This is a genomic window from Bacillus sp. FJAT-27986, from assembly GCF_001685035.1.
Classification (GTDB): Bacteria; Bacillota; Bacilli; order Bacillales; family Pradoshiaceae; genus Pradoshia.
Genome location: NZ_MAYV01000018.1, coordinates 238438 through 256307 on the forward strand (window position 1 = coordinate 238438; position 17870 = coordinate 256307).

Sequence of the window (17870 nt, forward strand, 5' to 3'; positions counted from 1 at the left end):
TCTAATTCCTCCCTCTAATAAACTCACTTACTATTCTACCAAATATTTTGGGTTCTTCCACGTGTATTGCATGGCCAGTGTCATTTATTGTTTCAAATTGGCATCTATTAAGGCAATTCTGCATTTTTAAGGCCAATTGAACGAACTTTTTATCCAATGCTCCCGCGAGCAATAAAACGGGAAAATCCAACTCCTTTAATTCACTCCAAAATGAGGGCTGTGAGCCTGTACCCATTCCCATTAAACTATTTTGCAAGCCAATACTGGTATGGGATACTCTCTCCTGCCTAATTTCTGCTTTCTTGCCATTCGACAGTCTTTCTTGTGAAGCAAATAACGGAATCTTCTCCCAATCATCTACAAAACTATCTATCCCATATTCTCTGATACGTTCTGCCAATTGTGCATCACTATGTGCCCTCGACAGTCGTTCGTCTTCATGTTCCAGGCCTGGTGATGAGCTTTCTAAAATGAGAGTCCGAACAAATTCAGGATATAAAACAGCAAACCCCAATGCCAGTCTCCCTCCCATCGAATAACCAAGAATATGTGCACTTTGGATATTTAAAGCGATTAAAATGTCCTTAATATCTTTAGCAGCCTTTTGCATTTCATATCTATCAGGATCAATAGGCGCTTCTGTCAGACCATGCCCTAATAGATCCAGACTGATAAACTGAAAACAATGTTTGTAATCCTGAATAAATGTATTCCACGTATTCATGGAACCCGTAAATCCATGCAAAAGAAGTACAGGCTGTCCTACTCCTTGCAATTGCACGTGATACTTTACTCCATTAATGGATAACATGAGTTTATTCGCCATCATTCATCATTCTTATTTCCCGGGAAACATGCTGAACGACTTCCCTGTATCTTTTCACATCATAGGAACGACTTGTACAAACTTCAACAATACAGAAATCCGGATTGGCTACCCAGTCCTGAATGGAATCAGTCACTTCTTCCCAAGTTTCCGGATTTTTATAGTTTGCTCCATACAAAGCAGCTGTATGATTAAAGTGTAAGCCATGAGGCGTACCAAAAAGCTCTTCAAAATGTTTTTCTTCAGCAGACTGAGGCAGGTAAGAAAAGATTCCACCGCCATCATTATTCACAACCAAAACCAGAAGCTTTAATTGATACATTTTAGCTGCCAGGAAACCATTCATATCATGAAATAAGCTGAGGTCTCCAAGTGCCAGTACAGTTGGTATTTCAGAGGAAGCGCTGATTCCTGCAGCAGTTGAGATAAGGCCATCTATCCCGTTAGCTCCCCTGTTTGCCAATATCCTAATCTGCTTAGTTGTTTGAAAGAAAAATGAATCTACGTTTCGAATAGGCATGCTATTGCCAACTACTAAGTTAGCTTTTTCCGGAAGTAAACTTTCCAATAGAGAAAATAATTTACCTTCCTGCATCCCTGTTTCATCCTGTATAGTCAGCAGCCCTTCTTTCGCCACTTCATTCATTCCTTGCCAAAGAGAAAGCCAATCTCTTCTTTCTGTATTTGCATGTACAGTAAGATTTTCTCTAACCGAGTGACAGAAAGCGGCCTCATCACAATAAACCATATGGGTACTTACTCCCGCTGGCTCTCTCCAGCCGCTGCCCCCATCTACTACAATATGATTTGTCTGTTTACACTTTTTCACAAATTGCAATACTGGTTTAGAAACTGGCATTGCACCAAACCGAATAATTAAATCTGGTGTAATTTTCCCGTGTATTGCTTCTTCCTTCAGAAAAGTATCATAGGTTTCAATTACGTGCTGATTTCCACCTGCCCTTAATTGCGATAAAGGATCAGCAAGAATCGGATATCCCGTTGCTTCAGCGAAATTCAAAACAGCTTCCTTAAAATCAGGTTGGTCAATAGGACCGCAAATAATAATCCCTTTTTCGCTTTCCTTAATTAAACGAAGATATGTATTCAACTGAGAATCAGCCAGCTTACGGTGTCCATGTGCAATATCGATACACGCATTTGAATGGTCCGTTCTACGAATCCACTTTTCCATTTCGCTTAAGATTGGAATGAGTGGCTCTCGTAAAGGGAAATTAACATGAACAGGTCCGGCAGGCTCCAGAATTGTATTACTGATGGCTCTGCTTGCTACAGTGCGTGCATACTGGAGCATCATTTCTCCGGAATCAGGCAGAGACATTTCTACAAACCATTTCACATGCTTCCCATAAAGGTTTATTTGGTCGATGGCCTGTGGTGCTCCAACATCTCGTAATTCATGCGGACGGTCAGCAGTAAGAACAATTAATGGCACTCTTGAATAATAGGCCTCTACGATAGCAGGAAAGTAGTTTGCAGCCGCTGTACCTGATGTACATAACAAAGCGACAGGCTTTCTCTTTTCCTTAGCCATCCCAAGCGCAAAAAAGGCGGCCGATCTTTCATCGATATTAATATGAACATTCATATCCGGATGTTCAGCCATACAATAGGCGATTGGTGTAGATCTGGATCCCGGACTAATGACAACATCATTCACTTCCGCTCGGGCTAGTTCATCTACAAAGGATGCTATAAAAGCAGTTAGCTCTTCTTGGTGATTCATATATTCCTTCCCTCCAAAGCAGAAAGCATGGGTTTAAATTTCACTTTTGTCTCCATATATTCACTTTCGGGATTTGATTTTTCTACAATCCCACAGCCCGCATATAGAGATGCTTTATCCTTCTTTAATAAACCTGAGCGGATTCCTACAGAAAAGTCACCATTTCCGTATATATCCATCCACCCTATTGGAGCAGCATAAAATCCTCTATCCATACCTTCATATTTTTCTATTTTCTCCATAGCAATATTTCTTGGCGAACCTCCCAAAGCAGGTGTTGGATGAAGCAATTCCACAAAGTCCAAAACAGAAGTGCCGGGCAGACTCACACAATTTACCGGTGTATAAAGATGCTGTATATTTTTTAGCTTCATTAATACGGGAGCATCAGGAATATTAATCTCGATGCAATGCTCTTCCATCGCCTCTTTAATCATATTGACCACAAACTGATGCTCGGATCGATTTTTATCATCATTTAATAATTCATTTCCTAGGGCTGAATCAATTTCTTCATCTTCATTTCTTGGCGTTGACCCTGCCAAACATGCAGAAAATACAGCCGGCCCCTCTTTTTTAATCAGCCTTTCCGGAGAAGCACCTATAAAACAATCATCCCCTGATTCAAGCCCAAAAATAAAGCTTCCGTTTTGCTGAATCATTAAATTCTCAAGTACTTTATAAGATGGAACTTCATCTTCAAATTGCAAACTTAATTCACGGGCCAGGACGATTTTCTCCATCTGTCCGTTTCGGATATCCTCGACAGATTTTAGTATAGCCTGTTTCCACTCTTCCACAATATGTTCTTGCCGTTCTATGATAGCTGGCATTTCTTTTTGGCCAGAATCAGACATAGACAAAAAAGCATCTCTATCTTCGATAAATTGGCGTACCTCTTTATCTGACATATGAGGAGTCAAATATATAGAGGAAGTTAAGTATGAACCATGATTTGTTTCTGTAATTAAAAACTTAGGTATATAAAATAAATAACTGCCAAATTGGCTCCAATTGGAACCCGGCTCTGTATTTTTAGAGTTAAAGGAAAAACCGCCAAAGCATAAAGGTCCTGTGCCTTTTCCAGAGTTAACCCCATTCACAATGGCTGACTCCATTAGGGCAGTCCATTTATCCTTAATATCTTTAAAACGTTTTTCTCCATTAGTAAGAGATTGTAGCTTACGTGCTGTTCCAATCCCGGCTAAATACAATTCATTATCCGGATCTTTCCAGTAAAATCGCTCACCTTTATATAAACACTCACTTGATTGATAGATATCGATCGGTTTCTTATTGGTAACGGCCTCAACATGACTGAATAAGATTGGCATAGCAATCCTTTTTACTGTATGTAAGGCTTCAGTCAATTCCTGTTGAATATCTGTCATTTGCTTTATTGCCATTCAAATCCCTCCGTTGCTCCTATTTCCAATAAACCTATTTAAAGATACACCTGTAGAAATTAAGCTGTCAATTTTTGTAGTTTCTTAATTTTCATTTTAAAGCTTATATTCTCATCATCATTTGATAGCGATTCCATTCCGCTTGCTCCCTGTATGGTATCTTCTATCCACAAGAATGCAGTTTATTCCAATAAACAAACCATCATACTTATTTTCCCTATTAATACGGATCCTTACTATTATAATATCTTTTTCTTAAAGCCTGAACCATTATGACTTTCTAACAGGTCTACTATAGAGGATAAATGTATTGACACTTACTATAACATTTACCTACACTGATTTAGTATAGTAATAATAGTGGGAATGATATGAGTTGTAGAACTCTTAAAATATTATATTTTATACTAATAGTTTAACATATTGATTTACCACTATTCGCTAGTAACTTATAACGTAAAGGGGATTAACAAAATGCAAGATCACTCGCATACTCCTGCGAAGACAGGATTACCCAGAAAAAGTTGGCGGGTTTGGTGGAAATTAACCAGGCCACACACATTAACAGCTGGTTTTACACCTGTGTTGGTTGGAACAGCGCTGGCTCATGAACATATACCTTCGCTGAATATCGGGTTATTTGTGGCTATGATGGCTGCCGCACTGCTTATCCAAATTGCCACGAACCTATTTAATGAATATTATGATTTCAAAAAGGGACTCGATAATGAGGAATCCATTGGGATTGGTGGCGGAATCGTACATGAGGGTTTATCACCAAAGTCGATTCTTACATTAGCACTCGTTCTGTATGGTATATCAGCACTGATAGGTGTTTATATATGCGCAAATAGCAGCTGGTGGTTGGTACTCATCGGATTATTATCAATGTCAATGGGATACTTATATACTGGTGGACCGCTCCCAATAGCCTATACCCCATTTGGCGAGATTACATCCGGTTTCTTTATGGGCTGCCTAATTATCTTGATTTCTTATTTTATTCAAACTGGAAATGTGACATTAGATGCATGGCTCGTAACTGTCCCATTCTTTTTGACTGTGGGTGCTATTTTGTTATCAAATAATATTCGCGACAGAGTCGGGGATAAAAAGGGCGGCCGAAAAACATTGGCAATCCTCATTGGCAAGAAAAATGCCATTATCGTACTGGCAGCCATGTTTGCTCTCTCCTATGTATGGGCATTCGTACTAGTGTTCTCAGGTATTACTTCTCCTTGGACATTACTTGTGCTATTGAGCATTCCAAAAGCGGTACAAGCCGTGAAAGGATTTGTTGGCAATGATACTCCACCGGAAATGATGCCTGCCATGAAAGCAACAGGCCAAACGAACACTTTCTATGGTCTTTTATTTGCATTTGGTATGTATATTGGATTCTTCTTCTAAATCTTTTAATAAGCCTCTTAGTAGAGGCTTATTTTTTTCTGCTCTAATCTTGCTATTTCTCTTAAATGTTTTTCTACTGTGTGATGGGGTAAATGTAACAATACAAGTTACTTATTACAGTTAAGGAAGTGGTAGCATGCTAAGTAAAAATCAACTTCAAGCTATAACAGATAGATTAAAAGAACAAAAAGAAGAATTTCAAAGCAAATTAAATACAAAAAGAAACAGCCGACTCGACCTAAGTGAGCGTGAAGCATCCGGAGAACTATCATCCTATGATAATCATCCTGGCGATCTCGGTACAGAATTATTTGAGCGTGAAAAAGATGTGGCTCTGGAAATACATGAAGAAGAGCAATTGAATGAAATTGAAACAGCGTTGTCTGCAATAGAAGAAGGCACATACGGTGTATGTAAAGAGTGCGGAAAGGATATTCCATACGAAAGACTTGAGGCCATTCCATCCACTCTCTATTGTATCGAGCATTCAAAAAAACAGGAATTAAGCAATCACCGTCCAATTGAGGAAGATGTCATTCAGCCACCAAAGCCAGATTCCCTTCAAAGAACATATGATCATCGAATAGAAGACTACACAGACAGTTATCAAGAAGCCGCCCAATACGGAACCTCGGAAACTCCATCCGATATGGTTAGAGATGCAAAAGGATATGAAGATCTTTATCCAGATCAAACAGAGGATGAAGGTTTTGCAGATGAAGTTGAGTCATTCGTTGGTAATGGTCCAGACGGAGAACGTAAAGTATATCAAAGCGATGCAAAAACCGATTATGAAGAACGCCTGGAAGATGAAAACCTAGAGTCAAATTTAGGAGATATTCCTTACCGAAAAAGAGATAGTTATGTGGACAACAAGAACAAATAAGGCAGCCTATTGGCTGTCCTTTTTTCTTTGCTGCTATATATAACTATAACCTTTCAAGAAGTTCCAGTGAGCTGTTTTTCATTTGATAATTATCTAATTAATAGTTCATAACAGTTACATATGACAAAAAGTAGCTTCTACATATTCAAAACATTACACATGGTAAAAAGGCAACCTATATTCCTTTAATCAATGGAATATAGATTGCCTTTATCTATTTTACATAATTTATTTGTTTCTTTGATTTATAGGGTTTACGTTCCAGATGTCTGTTGCATATTCCTGAATTGTTCGGTCACTTGAGAAAAATCCTGAATTAGCAATATTTATTACACTTGATGAGTTCCATTTCTTTTTGTCTTGATAAGATGCCTCTACCTTTTCCTGTGTACTTGCATAGGAACCAAAATCCCTTAATACAAAATATTGATCATTTTCTAATAGCAGAGAATCATATATCATATCAAACATTCCAGATGTATTCGGGAAGAATCCATTAATTAATTGGTTTACAGCCTGATGAATTCTCCGATCAAGCATATAATATTCTGAGGAGTGATAACCTCCATGTGCGTTGTAATTCATAACTTCCTCTGACGATAATCCGAATGTAAAGATATGTTCTTCTCCGACTCTCTCAAAGATTTCTACATTAGCCCCATCCATTGTACCGATGGTCAAAGCACCATTCATCATAAATTTCATATTACCTGTTCCTGATGCTTCTTTACTTGCAGTCGAAATTTGTTCACTTAATTCAGCTGCAGGGAATATTTCTTCAGCCAGAGATACCCGATAATTTTCGAGAAATACGACCTTTATATAATCTTTTGTGTCCGGATCATTATTTACTTTATCCGCCACGGTGTTAATCAATTTAATAATTTTTTTGGCATAGTAGTATCCTGGGGATGCTTTAGCTCCAAATATAAAGGTACGCGGATATGGCTTGAAATTTGGCTCTTCCTTCATTCGATTGTATAAATACATAATGTGAAGAACATTTAGCAATTGGCGTTTATACGCGTGCAAACGTTTGACCTGGACATCAAAAATACTATCTGGATTAACGGTTATACCATTTTGTTCTTTAATCCGCTTAGCCAGCTTTTTCTTATTGTCTGCTTTCACTTTCATTAGCTCTTCTAAAAAGGAAGAATCCGTACTAAACCGCTCCAATTCCTTCATATATACCGGATCAATTTGCCATTTATCGCCGATTGCTTGCGAAATTAAACGGGAAAGTCCTGGATTGGATTTCAATAACCATCTGCGATGAGTAATACCATTGGTTTTATTATTAAACTTTTCAGGAAAAACCTGATAGAAATTGTTCATTTCTCTCTTCTTGAGAATCTCAGTATGCAGATGGGCTACTCCGTTTATACTATGGCTGCCTGCAATAGCCAGATGGGCCATTTTAACCTGATCATGAGCAATGATAGCCATATCCTCTATTCTTTGCCACTCACCCGGATACAGCTCCCATAATTGCTGACAGAACCGCTCGTTAATCTCATTCACAATCATAAAGATCCTTGGCAATAATGGTTGGAATAAACGAATTGACCATTTTTCCAATGCCTCAGAAAGCGTCGTATGATTCGTATAAGATATCGTTTTTGTGGTTACTTCCCATGCTTCTTCCCATGACATTTTTTCTTCATCCAATAAGATCCTCATTAATTCCGGGATGGCCAGAACAGGGTGAGTATCATTTATATGTATTGATACGTATTCATGCAATTTGCTCATAGGAATATTCTTTTTGCGGTATGTCTTTAATATGGTATGCAAACTGGCTGAGACAAGGAAATACTGTTGTTTTAAACGCAGAATTTTCCCGCTGTCTTCTGTATCATCCGGATAAAGAAATTCTGATACCAATTCTGTATCACGCTTGTAACGCATAATATCGCGATGATAAGGAGCCGGGGCAGGCTCAGCATTCCACAATCTGAGTGTATTCACCGTTTCATTCTGATAGCCAACAACCGGTATGTCATAAGGTACAGCCATTATTGGCTCTGTATCAATATGACGGAAACCTAAACGGCCATCAGAATCTGTATAGGATTGTACTTCTCCCCAAAAAGGTACCATTACTGCCTGATCGGCTTTTCGAACCTCCCATACATGTCCATTTTGAAGCCATTGCTCTGGATATTCAACTTGTACGCCATCAATGATTTTTTGCTCAAATAAACCATATTTATAGCGAATACCACATCCATGACCAGGCAATTCCAAAGAAGCAATGGAATCCATGAAACAAGCAGCTAATCGGCCTAACCCACCATTACCGAGCGCAGAATCCGGCTCAAGTGTTTCCAGCTCCGAAAAGCTAATCCCTAAATCCTCAAGCCCGTCTTCCACTACTTTTTGTATGCCAAGATTTAAGACATTACTCCCCATAATTCTACCGAGTAAAAATTCAATTGATAAATAGTAGACCTGCTTTGTCTTCGTTTCTCTATATAATTGATTGGTTTTAATCCAATTCTTACTTATATATTCACGAATCATAATTCCTAAAGTATGATATTGCTCCTGCGGAGTCGATTCTGAAAATGTTTTTCCATAAGACATTTCAAGCTTAGATATAAAGGCTTCCTTAAACAGTTCTTTATTATCAAACATCTAAATCAGATCCTCTCAGTCAAGTCTTTATACAAAACCTCATACTCTGCTGCTGAACGTGCCCAGCTATAGTCCTTCTTCATCGAGTTCTTAACAATCTTTTTCCACTCAGAAGGATTATGATAAAAAGATAATGCCCGACGTATTGTATAAAGCATGTCATGAGCATTAAAGTTAGTAAATGAAAAACCATTGCCCTCGCCAGTAAATTCATTATATGGCTGTACAGTATCTCGCAGACCCCCTGTTTCCCTAACAATCGGCAATGTACCATATCTCATTGCTATTAATTGGCTTAATCCGCAAGGTTCAAATTTAGAAGGCATAAGGAACAAATCAGCTCCAGCATATATTTGATGGGCTAAATCTTCATTAAAACCAATATGAACCCTTAATTTATCCTGATACCATTGGGACGTATAACCAAAGAAATGCTCGAATTGCGGATCGCCTGTACCCAGCATGATCATTTGGATATCTTCCTGCAAAATCTCATGGAATACAGCTCTAACCAGATCAAAGCCTTTCTGAGAGGTTAAACGCGATACAACGGCAATCAGCGGCTTGCTATCATCTACCGGTAAATTGAAATACTCCTGGAGATAACGTTTATTCGCTTTTTTGCCTTTCAGAGAATTGACTGAAAACTCGCTGGCAATCGCAGCATCTTTTTTTGGATTATATAAGTCATTGTCAATTCCATTTAAAATCCCATATAAATCTGAGTCTCTTGCCTGAAGCAATCCATTCAGACGCTCACCGTAATAGTCAGTTTTAATCTCCTCTTTATAAGTAGGGCTGACAGTAGTTATTGCATCTGCATAAACCAGTGCTGATTTCATAAAGTTGACGTTCCCGTCAAATTCCAACTGGTTAAAGTAGTCATCATGAATCCCCAGTACATCATCAAGAAAACTTTTTCCATAAATGCCTTGGAATTGCAAATTATGAATTGTAAATATATTTTTGATGTTTGCTAATTTCGTATTCTGGTGCTGAGTTTTCAATAAGAATGGAATCATTCCCGTATGCCAATCATGTGTATGAATAACATCCGGTAAAAATGGAATATGATAAAGTGCTTCAACAGCCGCTTTACAGAAATAAGCAAAACGTTCACCATCGTCAAATTGCTCATAAAGTTTTGGTCTATGGAAATAATATTCATTATCCATAAAGTAATAAATGACACCATCATATTCAGCTTCAAAAATACCGCAATACTGTCTTCTCCAGCTTAACTGAACTTCAAATTCAGCAATTTTTTTCGCTGAATTAAAAAAATGAGTAGGTATCGTCCCATACTTAGGAAGCAACACTCTTACCTCATGACCTAACTTTTTTAATTCTTTAGGAAGAGAGCCGGCTACGTCAGCCAGCCCTCCAGATTTAGCAAAGGGTACACATTCAGATACTACAAATAATACATTCACGAGTTCATCAACGCTCCTTGTTTTACACCTTTTTGAATAACAATTGGTTGGAATGGAGACCCAATCAGAACTGTTCCATCAGCAATTTCTACATCCTTATCGAGGATTACATAATCGAGTTTGCAATTCTTACCGATTTTTGTTTTTTGCATGATAATGGAATTTTTAATGGAAGTACCTTCATCAATATTAACGGCCCTAAAGATGATACTGTGCTCTACTTCACCTTTTATGATAGAGCCGTTGGCAACCATTGATTGGCTTACATGAGACTTCTCACTATACTTGGATGGCGGCTCATCCTTAACTTTTGTATAGATAGGACATTCCTTCATGAATAACTGACTCCAATTTTCTTCTTTAAGAAGATCTATACTTGATTGAAAATAGGCATTAATAGAATTGATATTCGCCAGATAACCTTCATACTGATAAACACAGATAGCGAAGTCGGAATAATGATCTTCCACAACATCCTTTAAACATTTGTACCCAGTTTGTTTCCGCTCGTCAATTAATTTAACAAGCAGTTCTTTTTTAAGGATGAACATTTCAAGTGATTCTTTATCTTTTTTGATTTCCGTAATATCACATTTGTTTTGTATATGATATTTAAGAACAGCATTAAAATCGATATTGCAAACGGTTTGACTGTTAGCAACAATCACATACTCCTGTTTACTTCTTTCAAGATAGGTCATATGATAAGCAAAGTGATCAAACGCATGAACCTCACCAGATACATCTTCTGTATGAGGCACCGGGAGGAAGAATAGTCCATCTCTTTTTCTATTCAAATCCCAGTTCTTACCTGTTCCCAAATGGTCCATTAACGATCTGAAATGTGCTTGTGGATAAACAGCTACATTAGATATTCCCGAATTAACCATGCTTGAAAGAATAAAATCTATTAAACGGAAACGACCAGCTATTGGTAATGCTGCAACATTCCGACTTTTTGTTAAAATATCCAGTGATTCAAAACTATTCGTGGCATCTATAATACCTAATAGTGATTTACTCATATTTTCAACGCCTTTCACTATATCAAGATAATTTTATAACATTTTCTTCTGTTAACAGTTCAGGATTAACCAATATAACATCTTCATCATCAATAGGTCTGATCACCTGGTTATCCGGTATAACAGCACCTGGAGGAATAATAGCCTTTTCAATATAGACATTCTTTCCGATAACTGCATCTGACATGATTACAGAATCTTTAACATGTGCGTCTTTGCCAATCTGTGCTCCATAGAAAACGACTGATTTTTCCACCTTACCTTCAACTATACATCCTTCGTTAATCAGTGATTCTTTAACCTCTGCTTTGTTAGATAGATATTGTGGTGGTCTGTTCGGATTAACTGAATAAATGCGCCATGAATAGTCATAAAGATTTAATTCACACTCTTCATCCAGTAAATCCATATTAGCTTCCCAATAACTTTTCAGTGTACCAACATCTTTCCAATATCCTTCAAATGGATAAGCATATACCTTTTTATCATCATTTAATAATAAAGGTATGATATCCTTACCAAAATCCCTTGTTGAATCTTCATTTTTAGCATCTTTTATCAAATAGTCTTTTAGAACTTTACGATTAAATATATAGATACCCATAGAGGCTAAATTATTTTTCGGATTTTTCGGTTTCTCTTCAAATTCCATTACAGAATAATCTTCTCTGGTGTTCATGATTCCAAATCTGCTTGCTTCATCCCAAGGAACAGGAATAACAGAGATAGTCGCATCTGCTCCTCTTTCCTCATGGAAGCTCAACATTTTATCATAATCCATTTTGTAAATGTGATCTCCTGAGAGAACAATCACATAATCCGGATCATATTGATCGATATAGTTTAAGTTTTGGTAAACCGCACTTGCTGTACCCGTATACCATCTCATTTCCTTTGAAGCAGAATAGGGAGGTAATACAGTTACTCCGCCATCTTTTAAATCGAGATCCCAGGCACTTCCGTTAGAAAGATAGGAATTAAGCAATAACGGCTGGTATTGCGTTAATACCCCTACCGTATCTATTCCAGAGTTCGTACAGTTACTTAATGTAAAATCTATAATTCTATATTTACCGCCAAATGGGACTGCCGGTTTTGCAACATCAGCTGTCAAAGCCTCAAGCCTTGTTCCTTGTCCTCCTGCCAGTAGCATTGCGACTATTTTTTTCTTTGCCATTTTTATTTAACTCCTTCCGTTTTTTAATGGGACGCAGTACAGTAATTCCAAATGGAGGTACCTTAATCTTTACGTGATATGGTCTCCCATGAAAAGAACCTTCTTCTGCGATGATTTTCTTTTTATTAACATGATCGCTTCCACCATATTGGACAGCATCACTATTTATGACCTCTTTGTACTCCTGTTTATCAGGTACTCCAACTTTATATTCTTCATAAGATATATTTTTGAAATTACACAGTACTATCAATGGATTTCCTTCTCGATCACGACGAATAAATGAGAATATGGACTGATCGGTGTTATGAACATCAATCCACTCAAATCCTTCAGGATAATCATCTAACTCATATAACGGCTTTGACCGTTTGTAAAACTTTAGTAAGTCTGCAAAGAAATGATTTAATGTTTGATGAGAATCATAATTTAGTAGATGCCAATCAACCTGTTCTTTATCCTTCCATTCTGAGAACATCCCCAGCTCTCCACCCATAAATAATAATTTTTTCCCCGGGTGGGTTGTCATAAATCCCATGAGTAATTTCAACTGAGAAAATTTTTCTTCGTAGCTTCCTGGCATTTTATCAAGAAGAGATTTTTTACCGTGGACCACTTCATCATGTGACAAAGGTAAAATAAACCGTTCCGTATAAGCATACATTAAGGAGAATGTTACTTTATTATGAAGATCCTTTCGAGAACACGGATCTGATTCCATGTACTCTAAAATATCGTTCATCCAACCCATATTCCACTTATATGTAAATCCTAAACCTCCCTCACTAGCTGGCTTAGTTACGTTAGGCCAATCAGTTGAGTCTTCAGCCATCATAAGAACTGTAGGATCGGATTCTTTTACAACTTGGTTAAGTTTCTGTAAAAAATCTATAGCATGTGGATTAACGTCACCACTATATGTATTGGGCCAATAAATGATATTTGCGACAGCATCCACTCTAAATCCATCTATGTGAAAATACTTCATCCAATATCTTGCGTTGGATATTAAAAAACTATGAACTTCTGGTTTGCCCAAGTCAAAATTTGCTGTTCCCCATACTGGATTCTCTCTGTGTTTGAGATCAGAGTATTCATAAACAGGTGATCCATCAAACATAAATAAACCATGAGCATCTTTACAATAGTGACCAGGTACCCAATCAAGCAATACACCTATGTTATGCTGATGACATTGATCGATAAAATATTTCAAGTCTTCAGGCCTGCCATATCGGCTTGTTGGTGAATAATAACCTGTACTCTGATAGCCCCATGATCCGTCGAACGGATGTTCAGTTAGTGGCATTAGCTCAATATGTGTAAAGCCCTGTTCAACTACATAGGGGATGAGTTCATCAGCCAGGTCACGGTATGTATAAAATTCCTCAATCTTGCATTCATCGCTCGGTATAGACACTTGGCCTTCCTGGATATGTTTTCTCCATGTTCCTGCATGAATTTCATAAATAAACATGGGGTTCTCATCTTGTTGTTTCTTTGTTTTTTTCTTAAGCCAAGACGCATCATTCCATTTATATGAATCATCTATAGGATATACGACAGATGCCGTATGAGGCCTTATTTCTGAATAGAAGGCATACGGATCACTCTTTAGAGCTATGGCTCCAGATGCTGCTTCAATTTCATATTTGTATATATGTCCGTCCAGGTTTTTATCTACCAGAAGCGTCCAAATACCCTGTTCAGAAACTCTTTTTAATTCATAACCGTTACCATTCCAATTATTAAAAGAACCCACCAAGCGTATCTGACGGGCGTTTGGTGCATATACTGTAAACCTTGTATGTATATCATCATTTACCTTTATCAAATGGGAACCGAACAGTTTATATGCATCATAAAGAGAGCCTTCATGAAACAAATGGACCTGATAGTCTGTTGGGATAGCATTAGGCATATTATCACCCTTTCTCGAATTTTCTCAATATACTAATTAAACTACTTATTCTGTAACTAAATCAAATGCAAAAATTGTTAATTTAGCTCTAAAAAGCTTTTTTTCACTACTTTTTGGAATTAGTAAGATAAATTAACAGGTATCAGTATAATATATCCAAAATATAGTATATAGAAACTTAAATACTATTATTTTTATGTTAAATATTTCATTATATTGAGAAAAATATCAATGAAGTGGTCTACCACTCAAAAACGAGTTAATTAATTAAAATGTTTACTTAATAAAGTTGTGTAAGAAAATATTAAATTATTTGTTTATTATAGTATTTATCTATAGTAAACAAAATATTCTCATAATTCAAGACCAAAAAGGGAACTTAGATACTTTGGCATATAATATATCTTTCAACATAGAACTTTAGGAAATACAATCGAGGAAAGGATGATTGTGTTGAGTTAATTCTTCTGAGGGCTTCTTTATAATCGATTGAGGATTTAAGAATTAGTATATTCTCTATAAGAGAACATTATCCGTGAAATTTTTTAAATACAAACCTTTACAATTACTTTCCATTGTCTCACGGATCTACTGATTAAAGCAAGACTTAAATAAATGATACCCTCTCAGAAAACTATAAGAAGATGTCTATGCGAGCTTCAATTGCTTATTTATGTTGATATATGGATCATATGAAGGTTTATCGTGAGGCATATTTAATAGCAGAATTTAATACTTAATTTAGGTGGAGTGGAGGTTCGAACAGTAAAATTAGTATAGGGCAAAATGAGAAGGGCTTATAGCAATATTTTCCCAATTCCCAAATGGGGAAACAATTCAAGAATTGACTCACACATCTATTCAAATTACAGGTAGAAGTAGATTTTCAATTTGGTTGATATAATCCTTACTAAAGAAATCATAAAATTTTACTTGGTATTCCTCTTAAAAGTACTTGATGATCAGTTCGGCTTTATTCTCGTTCTATTTTAGAATTTAACCGTTATTAGAATTTTACCTTTGCCTTCTTATAAGGCGTTTAGGAGACAATGTATTGACGGACTGAGCTCTTTTGGCAGTTATGTTTTAATTATTAAGATTTCATTTATTAAAATAATATATAAAAAAACCATGTACATCATGTACATGGTTTTTATGACCCCTACGGGATTCGAACCCGTGTTACCGCCGTGAAAGGGCGGTGTCTTAACCGCTTGACCAAGGGGCCAAATGGCGGAGAAGGAGGGATTTGAACCCTCGCGCCGGTTACCCGACCTACACCCTTAGCAGGGGCGCCTCTTCAGCCTCTTGAGTACTTCCCCAAATATGGCTCCGCAGGTAGGATTCGAACCTACGACCGCTCGGTTAACAGCCGAGTGCTCTACCACTGAGCTACTACGGAATAATGGTATATGGGCCTAAATGGACTCGAACCATCGACCTCACGCTTATCAGGCGTGCGCTCTAACCAGCTGAGCTATAGGCCCGAAGTAAAATTTGGAGCGGGTGAAGGGAATCGAACCCTCATCATCAGCTTGGAAGGCTGAGGTTTTACCACTAAACTACACCCGCACTCTATGGGGCGGCTGATGGGAATCGAACCCACGAATGTCGGAACCACAATCCGATGCGTTAACCACTTCGCCACAACCGCCGTGCATTGTCTTTTTAAAGTTATGGTGGCTCAGGACGGAATCGAACCGCCGACACAAGGATTTTCAGTCCTTTGCTCTACCGACTGAGCTACTGAGCCGTTTTGTATCTTTGTATTTCTCTGATGCTGCTCAATGTCTTACTGATGAGCTAACATTTTATAAATGGCGGTCCGGACGGGACTCGAACCCGCGACCTCCTGCGTGACAGGCAGGCATTCTAACCAACTGAACTACCGGACCATTTATTGCGGGGACAGGATTTGAACCTGCGACCTTCGGGTTATGAGCCCGACGAGCTACCAGACTGCTCCACCCCGCGACAATAATAATTTGTTTCCATATACTACAAGGTATTTAAGGTATATATGGCGGAGGAAGAGGGATTCGAACCCCCGCGCGGTTTAACCCGCCTCCCGGTTTTCAAGACCGGTCCCTTCAGCCAGACTTGGGTATTCCTCCATATATAGTGGTGGACCTTGTAGGACTCGAACCTACGACCGGACGGTTATGAGCCGTCTGCTCTAACCAGCTGAGCTAAAGGTCCTATTTGGTAGCGGCGGAGGGGATCGAACCCCCGACCTTACGGGTATGAACCGTACGCTCTAGCCAGCTGAGCTACACCGCCAAATATTGAATCCTATTAAAGTTTATAATGGTGGAGCCTAGCGGGATCGAACCGCTGACCTCCTGCGTGCAAAGCAGGCGCTCTCCCAGCTGAGCTAAGGCCCCATAAGTTTTAGATGGTCGGGAAGACAGGATTCGAACCTGCGACCCCTTGGTCCCAAACCAAGTGCTCTACCAAGCTGAGCTACTTCCCGCAAAAAGATGGCGCGCCCGAGAGGAGTCGAACCCCTAACCTTTTGATCCGTAGTCAAACGCTCTATCCAATTGAGCTACGGGCGCATTTTTTTGCAAAAAACTAGTGCCGAGGGCCGGTCTCGAACCGGCACGGTAGTCACCTACCGCAGGATTTTAAGTCCTGTGCGTCTGCCAATTCCGCCACCCCGGCATATAACTTGGCATTGGAGCGGAAGACGGGATTCGAACCCGCGACCCCCACCTTGGCAAGGTGGTGTTCTACCACTGAACTACTTCCGCATATAAGTGCGGGTGAAGGGACTTGAACCCCCACGCCGTAAGGCGCCAGATCCTAAGTCTGGTGCGTCTGCCAATTCCGCCACACCCGCATTTTGTAAATGGTGAGCCATGAAGGACTCGAACCTTCGACCCTCTGATTAAAAGTCAGATGCTCTACCGACTGAGCTAATGGCTCGTACTGATGGTGCCGGCAAGAGGACTTGAACCCCCAACCTACTGATTACAAGTCAGTTGCTCTACCAATTGAGCTACACCGGCTTAATAGATTTAAATGCTTTTCTAAAACACTTAATTATTATAACTTATGTTTTTTATAATTTCACCAAGTATTTTTTGGTAATTTTTAATTTTATAATGGTGGAGGATGACGGGATCGAACCGCCGACCCTCTGCTTGTAAGGCAGATGCTCTCCCAGCTGAGCTAATCCTCCATTTTATTGCCTGGCGACGTCCTACTCTCACAGGGACTCGCGTCCCAACTACCATCGGCGCTGAAGAGCTTAACTTCCGTGTTCGGAATGGGAACGGGTGTGGCCTCTTCGCCATCGTCACCAGACGATTTTGTCAGCGACATTTATTATTATATCGTATTTCTGACATTTTTCAAGAGAAATTTTAAAGAATTTTTATCTTTTTTTCATTCTCT

The 17870-nt window shown here is 38.6% G+C and carries 10 protein-coding genes, 21 tRNA genes and 1 rRNA gene; 2 read left to right on the forward strand and 30 right to left on the reverse strand.

What is annotated here, in order from left to right; genetic code table 11:
- Position 1: 1 nt before the first annotated feature.
- Genes menH through A8L44_RS16900 form a run of 3 tightly spaced genes read right to left on the reverse strand, consistent with a single transcriptional unit; the run spans position 2 to position 3979 of the window.
- Positions 2–826 (reverse strand): 2-succinyl-6-hydroxy-2,4-cyclohexadiene-1-carboxylate synthase, encoded by an 825-nt coding sequence (gene menH / locus A8L44_RS16890; RefSeq protein WP_066109213.1) that lies wholly within the window; start codon positions 824–826, stop codon positions 2–4.
- Entirely contained in the window at positions 816–2573 is a 1758-nt protein-coding gene (menD, locus tag A8L44_RS16895; protein WP_066109215.1) for a 2-succinyl-5-enolpyruvyl-6-hydroxy-3-cyclohexene-1-carboxylic-acid synthase, read from the reverse strand. The genes menH and menD overlap by 11 nt, the downstream gene beginning before the upstream one ends.
- Positions 2570–3979 (reverse strand): isochorismate synthase, encoded by a 1410-nt coding sequence (locus A8L44_RS16900; RefSeq protein WP_066109218.1) that lies wholly within the window; start codon positions 3977–3979, stop codon positions 2570–2572. The genes menD and A8L44_RS16900 overlap by 4 nt, the downstream gene beginning before the upstream one ends.
- Before the next feature lie 474 nt (positions 3980–4453).
- Between A8L44_RS16900 and A8L44_RS16905 the strand changes: the two genes are divergently transcribed.
- Positions 4454–5389: a 1,4-dihydroxy-2-naphthoate polyprenyltransferase gene (locus A8L44_RS16905; protein WP_066109220.1), complete on the forward strand. Its 936-nt coding sequence runs from the start codon at positions 4454–4456 to the stop codon at positions 5387–5389.
- A gap of 136 nt (positions 5390–5525) precedes the next feature.
- Positions 5526–6275: a TraR/DksA C4-type zinc finger protein gene (locus A8L44_RS16910; RefSeq protein WP_066109223.1), complete on the forward strand. Its 750-nt coding sequence runs from the start codon at positions 5526–5528 to the stop codon at positions 6273–6275.
- A gap of 228 nt (positions 6276–6503) precedes the next feature.
- Here the strand turns inward: A8L44_RS16910 and A8L44_RS16915 are convergent, their stop codons facing one another.
- From A8L44_RS16915 to rrf, 27 genes are all read right to left on the reverse strand, one after another.
- Complete coding sequence (locus A8L44_RS16915; protein ID WP_066109224.1) at positions 6504–8915, reverse strand: glycogen/starch/alpha-glucan phosphorylase; 2412 nt, start codon at positions 8913–8915, stop codon at positions 6504–6506.
- Positions 8916–8920: 5 nt separating this feature from the next.
- Positions 8921–10348: a glycogen synthase GlgA gene (gene glgA, locus A8L44_RS16920; RefSeq protein ID WP_066109225.1), complete on the reverse strand. Its 1428-nt coding sequence runs from the start codon at positions 10346–10348 to the stop codon at positions 8921–8923.
- Complete coding sequence (locus tag A8L44_RS16925; RefSeq protein ID WP_066109229.1) at positions 10345–11373, reverse strand: sugar phosphate nucleotidyltransferase; 1029 nt, start codon at positions 11371–11373, stop codon at positions 10345–10347. The genes glgA and A8L44_RS16925 overlap by 4 nt, the downstream gene beginning before the upstream one ends.
- A 22-nt stretch (positions 11374–11395) precedes the next feature.
- A complete protein-coding gene (locus A8L44_RS16930) occupies positions 11396–12550 on the reverse strand; it encodes a glucose-1-phosphate adenylyltransferase (RefSeq protein WP_066109232.1) in 1155 nt (384 codons plus the stop codon).
- Positions 12492–14471: a 1,4-alpha-glucan branching protein GlgB gene (glgB, locus tag A8L44_RS16935; protein ID WP_066109235.1), complete on the reverse strand. Its 1980-nt coding sequence runs from the start codon at positions 14469–14471 to the stop codon at positions 12492–12494. The genes A8L44_RS16930 and glgB overlap by 59 nt, the downstream gene beginning before the upstream one ends.
- Before the next feature lie 1156 nt (positions 14472–15627).
- Positions 15628–15699, reverse strand: a tRNA-Glu gene (locus A8L44_RS16940).
- Between the two features lie 3 nt (positions 15700–15702).
- A tRNA-Ser gene (locus tag A8L44_RS16945) sits at positions 15703–15793 on the reverse strand.
- Positions 15794–15798: 5 nt separating this feature from the next.
- A tRNA-Asn gene (locus A8L44_RS16950) sits at positions 15799–15873 on the reverse strand.
- An 11-nt stretch (positions 15874–15884) separates the two neighbouring features.
- Positions 15885–15958: transfer RNA gene (locus tag A8L44_RS16955), tRNA-Ile, on the reverse strand.
- An 11-nt stretch (positions 15959–15969) separates the two neighbouring features.
- Positions 15970–16043: transfer RNA gene (locus A8L44_RS16960), tRNA-Gly, on the reverse strand.
- Between the two features lie 6 nt (positions 16044–16049).
- Positions 16050–16125, reverse strand: a tRNA-His gene (locus A8L44_RS16965).
- Positions 16126–16148: 23 nt separating this feature from the next.
- Positions 16149–16224: transfer RNA gene (locus A8L44_RS16970), tRNA-Phe, on the reverse strand.
- Between the two features lie 65 nt (positions 16225–16289).
- Positions 16290–16366 (reverse strand) — tRNA-Asp (locus tag A8L44_RS16975).
- 5 nt (positions 16367–16371) lie between these two features.
- Positions 16372–16445, reverse strand: a tRNA-Met gene (locus tag A8L44_RS16980).
- A 47-nt stretch (positions 16446–16492) separates the two neighbouring features.
- Positions 16493–16585 (reverse strand) — tRNA-Ser (locus tag A8L44_RS16985).
- An 8-nt stretch (positions 16586–16593) separates the two neighbouring features.
- Positions 16594–16670: transfer RNA gene (locus A8L44_RS16990), tRNA-Ile, on the reverse strand.
- 4 nt (positions 16671–16674) lie between these two features.
- Positions 16675–16751: transfer RNA gene (locus A8L44_RS16995), tRNA-Met, on the reverse strand.
- A gap of 28 nt (positions 16752–16779) precedes the next feature.
- Positions 16780–16855, reverse strand: a tRNA-Ala gene (locus A8L44_RS17000).
- 12 nt (positions 16856–16867) lie between these two features.
- A tRNA-Pro gene (locus A8L44_RS17005) sits at positions 16868–16944 on the reverse strand.
- 8 nt (positions 16945–16952) lie between these two features.
- A tRNA-Arg gene (locus A8L44_RS17010) sits at positions 16953–17029 on the reverse strand.
- A gap of 20 nt (positions 17030–17049) precedes the next feature.
- Positions 17050–17135, reverse strand: a tRNA-Leu gene (locus A8L44_RS17015).
- 14 nt (positions 17136–17149) lie between these two features.
- A tRNA-Gly gene (locus tag A8L44_RS17020) sits at positions 17150–17224 on the reverse strand.
- A 7-nt stretch (positions 17225–17231) separates the two neighbouring features.
- Positions 17232–17313 (reverse strand) — tRNA-Leu (locus tag A8L44_RS17025).
- A 10-nt stretch (positions 17314–17323) separates the two neighbouring features.
- A tRNA-Lys gene (locus tag A8L44_RS17030) sits at positions 17324–17399 on the reverse strand.
- Positions 17400–17406: 7 nt separating this feature from the next.
- Positions 17407–17482: transfer RNA gene (locus tag A8L44_RS17035), tRNA-Thr, on the reverse strand.
- Between the two features lie 97 nt (positions 17483–17579).
- Positions 17580–17655: transfer RNA gene (locus A8L44_RS17040), tRNA-Val, on the reverse strand.
- A gap of 8 nt (positions 17656–17663) precedes the next feature.
- A 5S ribosomal RNA gene (gene rrf, locus A8L44_RS17045) occupies positions 17664–17780 on the reverse strand.
- Positions 17781–17870: the final 90 nt, after the last annotated feature.